Annotated in this window: 11 protein-coding genes and 1 riboswitch; of the genes, 9 read left to right on the forward strand and 2 right to left on the reverse strand. The window is 39.5% G+C overall.

Features of this window, described 5'->3' with window-relative positions; all coding sequences use genetic code 11:
• Nucleotides 1–547 precede the first annotated feature (547 nt).
• The 4 genes from AC52RT_RS15490 (at nucleotide 548) to AC52RT_RS15505 (ending at nucleotide 4190) form a co-directional block, all read left to right on the forward strand.
• Nucleotides 548–1675 carry a sensor histidine kinase gene (locus AC52RT_RS15490; protein ID WP_495541582.1) on the forward strand — a complete coding sequence of 376 codons (1128 nt, stop codon included), beginning with the start codon at nucleotides 548–550 and terminating at the stop codon, nucleotides 1673–1675.
• 10 nt (nucleotides 1676–1685) lie between these two features.
• The gene (locus tag AC52RT_RS15495; RefSeq protein ID WP_340847106.1) at nucleotides 1686–2285 is read left to right on the forward strand and encodes a response regulator; all 600 of its coding nucleotides are present in this window, start codon (nucleotides 1686–1688) and stop codon (nucleotides 2283–2285) included.
• Nucleotides 2286–2389: 104 nt separating this feature from the next.
• Complete coding sequence (locus tag AC52RT_RS15500) at nucleotides 2390–3106, forward strand: 3-ketoacyl-ACP reductase (RefSeq protein ID WP_495541573.1); 717 nt, start codon at nucleotides 2390–2392, stop codon at nucleotides 3104–3106.
• A 208-nt stretch (nucleotides 3107–3314) separates the two neighbouring features.
• On the forward strand, nucleotides 3315–4190 hold the full coding sequence (locus AC52RT_RS15505) for an LCP family protein (RefSeq protein ID WP_495541574.1): 876 nt from the start codon (nucleotides 3315–3317) through the stop codon (nucleotides 4188–4190).
• A 43-nt stretch (nucleotides 4191–4233) separates the two neighbouring features.
• Here AC52RT_RS15505 and AC52RT_RS15510 read toward each other — a convergent pair whose 3' ends face one another.
• Entirely contained in the window at nucleotides 4234–5304 is a 1071-nt protein-coding gene (locus AC52RT_RS15510) for a glycosyltransferase (protein WP_495541575.1), read from the reverse strand.
• Nucleotides 5305–5484: 180 nt separating this feature from the next.
• Between AC52RT_RS15510 and AC52RT_RS15515 the strand changes: the two genes are divergently transcribed.
• Nucleotides 5485–5799 carry a hypothetical protein gene (locus AC52RT_RS15515; RefSeq protein WP_495541576.1) on the forward strand — a complete coding sequence of 105 codons (315 nt, stop codon included), beginning with the start codon at nucleotides 5485–5487 and terminating at the stop codon, nucleotides 5797–5799.
• 63 nt (nucleotides 5800–5862) lie between these two features.
• Here AC52RT_RS15515 and shc read toward each other — a convergent pair whose 3' ends face one another.
• Nucleotides 5863–7749, reverse strand: coding sequence for a squalene--hopene cyclase (shc, locus tag AC52RT_RS15520; protein ID WP_495541577.1), 1887 nt, complete (start codon nucleotides 7747–7749; stop codon nucleotides 5863–5865).
• Between the two features lie 120 nt (nucleotides 7750–7869).
• Here shc and AC52RT_RS15525 point away from each other — a divergent pair, with 120 nt between their 5' ends.
• The 4 genes from AC52RT_RS15525 to AC52RT_RS15540 all read left to right on the forward strand — a co-directional run.
• On the forward strand, nucleotides 7870–8589 hold the full coding sequence (locus AC52RT_RS15525) for a YwaF family protein (protein WP_495541578.1): 720 nt from the start codon (nucleotides 7870–7872) through the stop codon (nucleotides 8587–8589).
• Between the two features lie 114 nt (nucleotides 8590–8703).
• A riboswitch (cyclic di-GMP riboswitch) is annotated at nucleotides 8704–8787 on the forward strand.
• A gap of 87 nt (nucleotides 8788–8874) precedes the next feature.
• Entirely contained in the window at nucleotides 8875–9012 is a 138-nt protein-coding gene (locus AC52RT_RS15530) for a hypothetical protein (RefSeq protein WP_495541579.1), read from the forward strand.
• A gap of 16 nt (nucleotides 9013–9028) precedes the next feature.
• Nucleotides 9029–9775 carry an SDR family NAD(P)-dependent oxidoreductase gene (locus AC52RT_RS15535; RefSeq protein WP_495541580.1) on the forward strand — a complete coding sequence of 249 codons (747 nt, stop codon included), beginning with the start codon at nucleotides 9029–9031 and terminating at the stop codon, nucleotides 9773–9775.
• A 21-nt stretch (nucleotides 9776–9796) separates the two neighbouring features.
• On the forward strand, nucleotides 9797–10992 hold a 1196-nt coding region (locus AC52RT_RS15540), incomplete at its 3' end, for a sodium:solute symporter family protein (protein ID WP_495541581.1).

A 10992-nucleotide genomic window follows, 5' to 3' on the forward strand; every position in this document is an offset into this window, starting at 1 on the left:
TCAAGGAAATCAGATCAAGAATCAATAAAGCTAAAACAGAGATGAGACAAGCCAATACAGCCTCGCATATCCAAGAAAATAAATAACCACCCAAAAACCATTCAATTTACACCTGAATGGTTTTTTGATAAATTTAAACAAGAAAAGCAGAAGCCCCCGTACAGCTCACAAAGGAAAAAGGGAGGGACCCGAAAGGCGTTCTTTGCCTTTTGAGGGTACTCATCTTTTCCAAAGTGAGTTGGGGGCTGAGCTGGACAATAAGAAAAGCAGAAGCCCCCGTACAGCTCACAAAGGAAAAATCGCATACCCTATAGGGTATTTTCAATGAGCCAGACGGGAATAAGACGTGCTCAGACGGGATTAAGCTTATACGAGACGGGAATAACACCTGCTTAGACGGGATTAAGCCTATTCCAGACGGGATTCACTCATCCTCAGACGGGAATATCCTTTTCCGAGACAGTATACCTCCGCTTAAAATCCCCGTTTGATAAACAGAACAGGATTTCAATATGTTAACTATGCGTTACCACTGAAGGGAGTTATTATGGCAAATTGGTTTCACATTTTTCCAAAGAGAACGGGACTGAGTCCTTATGTATGGCTGATTTTTTGTATTCTCCCTTTTTATTTTATTTTTAAGTCGTCGTCGGTACTAGAAACGGTTTATGGTGTTCTATTAGTCATTTTATTTTTTACTTTCTATGGTCTTTCTTATGTGTCAAAGGGGTGGCCGGTTTATGTTTGGGTCAGCTTTCAAATCGTAATTAGTATGGCGATGACTAGTTTGTTTGGTTATTTTTACTTCTCGCTGTTTTTAGCGTTCTTCATTGGAAATATTCGTAATAAGGTTGGTTTTTTCACGTTGTATTCGATTAATTTAGTCAGTGTAATTGTTACGATTAATATTGGCTTCCTAACGAAAAATCCGATTTTTTTCACACAGTCTCCCTTTATTCTGATTAGTGTTTTTGCGGTGATTTTGCTGCCCTTTACTACATACAATCGCAATAAACATGAATTACTTGAAGGTAAATTGGAAGATGCCAATAAACGGATTTCTGAATTGGTGAAGCTTGAGGAACGTCAGCGGATTGCTCGCGATCTTCATGATACATTGGGACAAAAGCTTTCTCTAATTGGATTGAAATCTGACCTAGCAGGTAAGCTGCTTTCGATAAATGTAGATGATGCTAAAAATGAAATTGATGATATTCGTCAGACGGCAAGAGCTGCATTGAAAGAGGTTCGTGAGATGGTTTCTGACATGCGCGGGACCCGTCTGGAAGAAGAAGTCATTCATGTTAGACAACTTTTACAAGCAGCAGACATTGATTTTCAAATGAAGGGCAATGTGCAATTAGAAAATACGCCGTTATTGGTCGAAAATGTATTGAGCATGTGTTTGAAAGAAGCTGTAACCAATATTGTGAAACATAGTCAAGCATCTAGTTGTACGTTAATTATTAACCAATCTTCAAAAGAGGTGCATTTGAAAATTGTAGATAATGGTGTGGGGCTATCCAAAAAAGTCAAGTTAACGAAAGGGAATGGACTATTAGGAATGAAAGAGCGCTTGGAATTTGTTAATGGAAATCTTGATATGCAAACGCAAGATGGTACGACGATTAACATTAGGGTTCCAAATGTTATTATGCAATCTCAAACAGTTTAGGGGGGATAATGTGATTCGAATCGTAATTGCGGAAGATCAACAGATGTTGCTTGGAGCGATGGGTGCACTTCTTGATTTAGAGGAAGATATGGAAGTGGTCGGAAAAGCAAAAAATGGCGAAGAAGCTCTAGAGCTGGTAAGAGAGCATCAACCGGATATTTGCATAACGGATATTGAAATGCCGATAAAAAATGGTATCGATGTTGCAGAAGCATTAAAGAATAGTTCGTGTAAAGTTCTCATTCTTACAACTTTTGCCCGTTCAGGCTATTTTGAACGTGCGCGTAAAGCTCAAGTAGGCGGGTATTTATTAAAGGATAGTCCGAGTGAGGAGCTGGCAGCTTCAATTCGAATGATTATCAGTGGAAGAAGAATCTATGCGCCTGAATTGATGGATGTTGCCTACGAGGAGGTTAATCCGTTAACAGATCGTGAAAAGCAGGTTCTCCAACTGATAGCTGACGGAAAGAACACTAAGGAAATAGCCAGTAATTTATATCTTACCAATGGAACGGTTCGTAATTATATTTCTATCATTCTTGATAAACTAGATGTAAGCAATCGAATTGAAGCCATTAAACGATCACAGGAAAAGGGATGGTTTAAATAGGCAGCCAATGAGGTTGTGTGCTTCAGGCGGAAATATTGATTACTTTTCTATGCAGGGATATAATCTTAAGACATTAGAAACAGTTGATTAGAAGGAGTGATCATATGCAAGAGATTCAAGGAAAAACAGCACTGATTACAGGAGCTGGACGGGGAATTGGTCGTGCAACAGCCATCGCTTTTGCAAAAGAAGGTATTAATGTTGGACTTGTTGGCCGTACAAAAGAAAATCTTGAAAAAGTTGCGGCAGAACTAAAGCCATATGGCGTAAAGGTTGCTTTGGCAGCGGCAAACGTTGCTAATAATGCTGAAGTAATTCAAGCGGTTGATCAGATTAAAGCAGAATTAGGAGCGATTGATATTCTGATTAACAATGCAGGAATCGGAAAGTTCGGCAGCTTTCTTGAGCTTTCTCCAGAAGAGTTTGAGAATATCATTCAGGTAAACTTAATGGGAACCTATTATGTAACAAGAGCAGTCTTACCAGAGATGATTGAGCAGAAATCAGGAGATATAATTAATATTTCTTCAACTGCTGGTCAAAAAGGAGCTCCTGTTACAAGTGCATATAGTGCTTCTAAATTTGGTGTTTTAGGATTAACTGAATCGCTTATGCTTGAAGTAAGAAAGCATAATATTCGTGTTAGTGCTTTAACACCAAGTACGGTAGCAACTGATTTAGCAATTGATACGAACCTGACAGATGGTAATCCGGATAAAGTAATGCAGCCAGAAGATCTTGCTGAGGTAATGGTTGCACAGTTAAAACTTCATCCTCGTATCCTTATGAAGTCAGCAGGCTTATGGTCAACTAATCCATAATAGGAAGTAAGAATGGACCCGTCATTTTGACAGGTCTTTTTTTTGTATTTTTTCATATATTGTATTTATTGGGTATATTTGATAGATTATGTAGAAAGAGATGAAATAGAAAAGGACGGAAAATATGGCAGGCAGCAGACAGAGTTCTAAGAATGGTAAAAGGAAAAGTAAAAGACGAAAGATTATTATATCTTTGTTTCTTGTTTTCTTGTTTGTTTTACTGGGGGCAGCCACCTATTTTTATTATGAATATTCTCAGGCTCTAAATAAAGCAAAAACGGATACAGATACGGATGTTCCAACGGAAGAAATTGAGTTTAACGGAGTAGAAAACCCTCTCGGGAAAGTGAATGTTCTTCTACTGGGAGTTGATGCTAGAGAAGGTGAAGAGGTTTCTCGGACGGATACGATAATGATTGCTCAGTATGATCCAGAAACGAAGAAGTCGAAACTTGTCTCTCTCATGCGGGATAGTTATGTTGAAATACCTGGGTATAAAAAACATAAACTTAACTCGGCCTTTACTTATGGAGGTACAGAACTGCTTAGACAGACGATATACGAGAATTTTGCTATTGAGCTACAATATTATGCCTTAATTGATTTTAAAGGATTTACAAAGATGATTGATGCAGCTTTTCCTAATGGAATTGAAATTAATGTAGAAAAAGCGATGTCAAAAAATATTGGCGTAAAACTGAAGCCTGGTTTACAAGAACTGCATGGAAAAGAACTACTCGGTTATGTAAGATATCGTAATGACGCACAAGGGGACTTTGGACGAGTGGAGCGTCAGCAGAAGGTTATTAAGCAGCTGACGAATGAAGTGGTAAGTATTCAGGGGGTAATGAAGTTGCCGACTATGATTGGAACCATACAACCATACATTTTCACCAATATCGAACGGTCTTTATTATTATCAATCGGAACGGCCTTTCTTTCTAATGAAAATCGGAATCTTCAAACGCTTAGAATTCCTCAAGACGGATCGTATCAAGACAAACGATATCCAGGGGCAGGACTTGTCCTAGATTTAGACATAGAAAAAAATAAAGCAGCCTTACAAGACTTTTTAGGGAATTAAGTAATCCCCGCCATAACCTATCAAATCGATGGCGGGGCTGTGATTATTCTCCAAAATACCGTTTGAAAAATTCTTGATTATATTGTATTTGTGAATTGTTTGGAAGGAATTCGGCCGCTTTATCGTTATAACTTCTGGCAATTTCCTGATGTCCAAGTCTTGAGTAACATAAACAGAGCTGTAAATTTGGGAGCCAGGTGTAGCATGAACGGTTGATGAAAGGACTATTTTCTGGTATCTCTACTACTGTTGCAAGCTTATACCATGAAATAGCTTTTACCAAATCATTTTGCTCTAAGTACAAAAAGCCCAATCTGCAGCAAATTTCTCCTCTTGGGGCATCATAGCTAAAGCTTTTCTGACAGATGTCGATTGCTTCAGAATACCTTTTCAAATGAAGAAAACAATCGGCTAATTTCCCACAGGCTTGAATATTGTCTTCAGACCAACCAAGACCCTCATCTAAAAAGTATTGATACCAATAAATTGCCTTTTCATATTTTCTATTGTCATTGCATTCATTCGCATAATAATATTTGTCTCTTGGTGTAAAAGGTTTCCCTGACTCTAAAGCTTTTTCGTAAATAAGCAGATTCCGATTGGTGGAATGACGCTCCTTTTGGTGGACTACGGCGATATCGGAGGGAATAATGTTTCCCGCTACCTCGAGATATTCATGAACAAAACCAATCCATTTAAAATTATTTTCTCGTTTAACTAACCTATTTCGCCTAGAGCTAAAGCTTGGACTGCCATCTTCATTTAACGTCAGGTGATAGAACATAGAAACAGCATCAATATCTAAGGACAGTGTCTTTTTCAGCGTTAGCAGTTTTTCTCGGTTTTCATCGGTAAAAACATCATCAGCATCGAGCCACAGGATGAAATCTTTTGTAGCCTTAGAAAACGAATAATTACGAGCTGCTCCAAAATCATTAATCCATTCGAAATCATATATTTTGTCTGTGAATTTTTTGGCTAATTCTTTAGTACGGTCTGTTGAGCCGGTATCGATAATGATGATTTCATCCACGACATCTTTAATTGATTCTAAGCATTTGGATAACGCTTGCTCCTCATTTTTGACAATCATACATAAGCTAATGGTATTCATTTGTATGCAATCACCTCTCATTTAACATATTAATGGCTGGTATAAGATGTGAGTCTGAACGGTAAAAAAGCAGGTAGTAAGTAAGAGTTAATCGGGAGGGAGAATTCATGTGTGTGCTTACGCAGGAATTAGCCCATTGAAATTTGAAAAACAGAAATCGATTCACTAACATCAAGGCTTATGGCTATTCAAAGTATTAAAGATAACTCAATGTGTGTTGATATTCGCGATTTTGACAGTGCTCGTGCTTTTTTTGTTGAGCATATACCGGGTCCCGCATTTAATAGGGTAAAGGGTTTAAGTACGGAGGCTATTCCTTTTCTGGATCATATCCTTGATTTTTTTAAAGAAAAAGAGATTCCTTGCCGATTTGAATTAACACCGACACACGCGTCATCGGAAGTGTGGATCTCTTTAACAGAAAGAGGTTTGAGATTAGGCCACAATCAAGATGAACAGTATTGGAACATGATTAATAGTAAGCTTTCAAAATAGAAACGTGTCGAAAATCTAAAAAAACTCTCCCATTCACTAAGGAGAGCTTTTTCGAATAGAACACTAGTTAGTTGAGCTATTGAGGTATTTTTCCCGGTAATGGGCAAGCGTAAGCAGCGTGAAGATGTGCTGATAGCTATGGTAATGGATATATAGGAAGTTTGCTAGTCCTTGTCCAGCTGGATAAGAAGTAGTCCAATCCTTTTTTTTGCCTTCACGGATCAGGTAGGCAATCCCTTTTTCAATGGAGGCACTTGGCTTGGGTGACACCGCAATGAGAGCATCTAGTGCCCATGCTGTTTGAGTTAATGAACTGTTTCCAAGCGGTACATACTTTTTTTTGATATCACTGTAGCAAGATTCACCCCATCCTCCATCTTGGTGTTGGATACTTTTAAGCCATTTGACGGCCCTGCTGATTGCAGGATTTGTGGAATGACCTGAAGCGGCTAAGCCGGTTAGTGCTGCCCATGTGCCATAAATATAACAAACACCCCATCTTCCATACCATGAACCATCTTTTTCCTGATGAAGAAGAAGCCAATCTGCTGCCTTTTTTATCGATCGATTGGGCATTTGTAGACCCGCATACTTACATAAGAATTCTAATGCTCTGCCTGTTAAATCCGGTGTAGACGGATCTGTTAAAATATATTTTGCTTCTTCGACAGGGAGCACGCTTAATAATTCATTGTCGACATTCTTTTCGAAAGCGGGAAAGCCGCCATCGTCATTTTGCATAGAAAGAAGAAATGTGACACCACGCTCCCAAGAATCGTGATGAGCAGGATTTGAGACAAAGACAGGGTGGAGTGCCCGCAGTGAAGCACTCGTATCATCTACATCAGGGTTTATCGTATTTAAATCAGAAAATCCCCAGCCTCCGGGTGCAATGTTTGGATTGTGAATGACCCAATCCCCATATTTCACATGCTGCTTCTTACGTAAATAGGCAGTTGCTTTTTTTATCGACGGTGTTGAAGAAGAAAGACCAGATTCCTGAAGGGCGTAGCTGATTAATGCTGTGTTCCAAACGTTTGCGGTTGTATGTTGAATATGCACCTGACCATCAATAGAAGAAGCCATTGCTATTAGACCTTCCACTGCCTTACTAATTACTGGATCCTTTTTTGAATAGCCAAGGGAAAGGAGCGCGATAATCATAAAAAAAGTAGAGCTAAAATAATTATAGAGTGTTCCATCTGGTTCAAGACGGTTTAACATATATTGTTCAATTGAATCAACAGCAAGTGATTTCAGCTTAGAAGGTAAACCAATCAAGGCAGCTGTACTGGTTTGAAGTCTCGAAAATAGAGAACGATATTCATTGGAACGCATCTCCTCCCATTCGGGATCAGGACTTCTGCTTTGATGTAAATCACTTAAATCTGGGGCATTGACACCTTTTACCTGAAATTTCTTTTCCCCGAGCAAGACAAGCGGCATAAAATGAACTCGTGCATAGACGGAAATATCAAACATATTCACAAAAAAAGTGGGCGGAAGCAAAACAGCTTCTATGGGAATAGGAAAAAGTAATGGCCAGTTATATTGACCTGTGACCGTCAGCATTAATCTTGTAAACATCTTCGTCTGCTTGAGTCCGCCTTTTTCCAGGATAAATCGCCTTGCTTTTCTCATATCCGGATCCGCTTTTTTCTTTAACCCTGAATATAGAAGCGCATAGTAGGCTTCTGTGGTGAGAGAAAGGTTTCCATCCTTTTCATCCGCAAAGAGTTTCCATACACCGTTTTCGCGTTTGCTTTCAATTCGTTTGACTAATGATTGTATTAACTTCTCGTCATTGATCTCTAGAACTCTTAGTAAAATAATCATATAGGCATCGACTACAATATTTGTTTCGAATGGGTCATGCCATGAGCCATCTTTTCCTTGGCTGTTCTGAAGAATAGCCGTAAGACGGTTTATCTCTGGCTGGACATGCTGCATTCGATCACTCCTTTTATAAGACGTCACGAATATGTATATTCCCATCTCAAGGCTATTATACGAAAAAAACTTGATACAAAAGCTGTTTTCTATCATATAGGTAAAGGGGAAGAAGCTGAGATGGATAGATTTATAGGGGATAGTGATGACCATCAGTTTATCTTTTGGTCCGTAGACCATGTATGGGCTCTAGCCGTATTAGGACTACTCATAATAGGTCTCTTCATATTAAAAGAGCGTAGGGTAAATACGACAAGATGTCTGTGGTTAGAAAAAATCTTTGCTGTCACCCTGCTAATTATAGAAGGGTTATACCACATGTGGCTCTTTACGACGGAGCAATGGCATTTTAGACAATCTCTGCCTCTAGAGTTATGCAATCTTAGTCTTATGGTGACAATCGTGCTGTTATGGACGGGGAATCGCTATTTATATCAGTTTGTTTTATTTGCCGGAATTGGCGGTGCTATTCAAGCCATGCTGACCCCTGTAATGGACTGGAGCTTTCCGCATTTTCGGTACTTTCACTTTTTTTATACACATATAGGCATTATTATAACGGCTCTCTATTTTACTTGGGTAAAAGGCTATCGGCCTACGCTAAGAGGAATTGGAGGAACCATGCTAACTTTAAATATTCTCCTGCCTTTTATATGGTTGATAAATGATCAACTCGGTGGTAACTATATGTTTCTGCGGGAGAAGCCAGGTAGTGGAAGTGTCCTGGATCTACTTGGTCCCTATCCGTGGTATATTCTATCGATGGAAGTATTAGCACTGGGCGTTTTTTTCATTTTATGGAATTTACTCAGGGGGAATGTGAAAAAAAATATGAAGTAAACAGAGAGAATAGACCTATAATCGTTAAAAAAAGAGTGAAATTCTTATAAAAATTGCCGATATAATAAAAAATGTGCTCTTCGTTTTTAAGAAACAAAGATTACTTTAAATGTATTGTGTAAATAGCAAATCCATTGAAAAGTGGAGACGCAAAGCCACGGGCCTACCGCATTGTGCTAGGGCAGCCGGGCTGCCGTACAAGTTACCATGATTTTATACACTGCACCTTATTCTGGTGCTTTTTTTATTTTTGCTGGCAGCTTGGATTAGGATGCCGTACTTTTAGTGATCAGGTTATCTACCAATGTTTCCGAAGCCAGTCGTGAACAGCTGATATCAATGGAAGAAATTAAGGCAACTTCTGATTCACTAGGAAAAACAGCCGAAGAATTACAAATACCAATTCGCCATTTCAAAATTTAAGAAAGCAGGGGGAGCTATGAACTTTAGTAAGAAGACAGTTTTAGTAACTGGATCCAGTAAAGGCATTGGTAAAGCAGCGGTGCTTGCCTTTGCCGAAGCTGGGGCAAATGTTTTAATCAATTACATAGGAAGTGACGAAGAAGCAGAGGCTGTTCGGGAAAAGGCAGAGGCTTTTGGTGTGAAAGCCTTTAAATATCGAGCAGATGTCTCAGATTCTAAGCAAGTTTGTGAGATGTTCAGCTATATGGATGATCAATTGGGAAGTGTGGATATTCTCGTTAACAATGCAGGATTTGCGCAGGAGTCACCCATTACAGACATGACCGATGAGATGTGGGATAGGATGATTAAGGTACATTTGTACGGTACTTTTTACAATGCCAGAGAAGCTGCTAAACGGATGAAGGTTCATGGAAGCGGGAAAATTATCAATATTTCTTCAGATTTAGGCAGTCTTGGCTGTGAGGACTTCACCCATTATTCAGCTGCTAAAGGCGGAATTAATGCCTTCACAAAAGCACTTGCGCGGGAATTAGCTCCCGAAATTAATGTAAACGCGGTAGCACCAAGCGGAACGCTGACAGATATCCTAGAAGCTTTTGGTGAGAATTATATTGAAGAAGAAGCGAGTAAATATCCATTACAACGGTTGGCACAACCTGAAGAGATCGCCCAGACAATCCTTTTCATTGCCTCAGAGCACGCCAATTTCTTTGCGGGACAAGTTGTTAGCCCGAATGGCGGAGTGGTTATGAATGGTTAATAGACAGCGGAGGGTTCAAAAGTGAGTGCAATCGTCATATTTTGTCTTTATTTAATTTTTATTTATTATATAGGATTCAAGGGCTACCAACGAATAAAAACCGCTGAAGACCTGATTGTTGCCGGATGGAGTATGCCATTGTATGTAGTAACAGGAAGTCTTATCGCGGCATTACTTGCTGCCCCGTTTTTCTTTGCGGCAGTAGGTGCTGGTTATACAGACGGTGGGTTTGAAGGTACGGCTACAATGGCTGGTCTTGGCACATGTATGATTCTTGGCGCATTAATCTGGACAAAACCACTAAGAAGGTTGAAGGGGTGGACCATAGCCGATTATTATGGCTTACGTTACGGATCAAAAAAACTTGGTGCCTATACAGGCAGTTTGATGGCCATAGCATTTGGGTTATTCAATGCTGGAGCACTGACCGTCGGTGGTACTTATATTATTCAAGCTATTTTTACGATAGATTTTGTACCGGCAGCTATTTTATTTGTTTCACTGACCGTAGTGTATTCTGTTGTGGGCGGATTATGGGCAGTTGCTTATACAGAGATTGTCCAAGGGATCTTTGCGATTGCCGGCATTATTGGAATTGCACTGGTTGTGTTCTTTCAATATGACGAATTTATTTTTAATCCAGATTGGTGGAATGTGAGTCACCTCTTTGAAAAAGGAGGAGCCGGCTTTTGGTCACTCTACTTAATTTTGGCGCTTGGTGATATTCCAGCAGCTGATTTAGGACAACGGGTCGCCGCAGCTAAAAATCCTAAAGTTGCCTACTTAAGCATGATTATTGCTGGTTCGGTAGTCATTGCAATCAGCTGGATTCCGGGAATGCTTGGTGAATCATTCAAAATGATTTTTCCAGATAGTGCAAATCCAGAAACGTTAATGCTCGCTTTTGCTCAAGGTTACTTCCCTCCAATTGTTTCAGGAATCTTTCTAACAGCAATGGCTGCCATGGGGATGTCGACATTAGCAGCTTGTTATGTGGCATCATCAGGCATCATTACCAAAAACATTTATCTCGATTTTATTAATCCAAATCCAGATCCAAAAAAATTGCTGCTCTTTTCAAGGCTTGTTATCGTAGTCTGTGCAGCACTTGGATTGATTCTTTCACTTAGCTTCCAAAAGGTAATTGATCTGGCTTACTTGGCATGGGATATTGTGTTTGTTACATTATTCTGGCCATTAGTATTAGGACCGTTTTG

The organism is Peribacillus sp., assembly GCF_059453735.1.

Excerpts from the sequence above, each read along its gene's own strand:
- AC52RT_RS15490 (WP_495541582.1), top strand. The coding sequence starts at position 548 with ATGGCAAATTGGTTTCACATTTTTCCAAAGAGAACGGGACTGAGTCCT.
- AC52RT_RS15500 (WP_495541573.1), top strand. The coding sequence starts at position 2,390 with ATGCAAGAGATTCAAGGAAAAACAGCACTGATTACAGGAGCTGGACGG.
- AC52RT_RS15510 (WP_495541575.1), bottom strand. The coding sequence starts at position 5,304 with ATGAATACCATTAGCTTATGTATGATTGTCAAAAATGAGGAGCAAGCG.
- AC52RT_RS15515 (WP_495541576.1), top strand. The coding sequence starts at position 5,485 with ATGGCTATTCAAAGTATTAAAGATAACTCAATGTGTGTTGATATTCGC.
- shc (WP_495541577.1), bottom strand. The coding sequence starts at position 7,749 with ATGCAGCATGTCCAGCCAGAGATAAACCGTCTTACGGCTATTCTTCAG.
- AC52RT_RS15525 (WP_495541578.1), top strand. The coding sequence starts at position 7,870 with ATGGATAGATTTATAGGGGATAGTGATGACCATCAGTTTATCTTTTGG.
- AC52RT_RS15535 (WP_495541580.1), top strand. The coding sequence starts at position 9,029 with ATGAACTTTAGTAAGAAGACAGTTTTAGTAACTGGATCCAGTAAAGGC.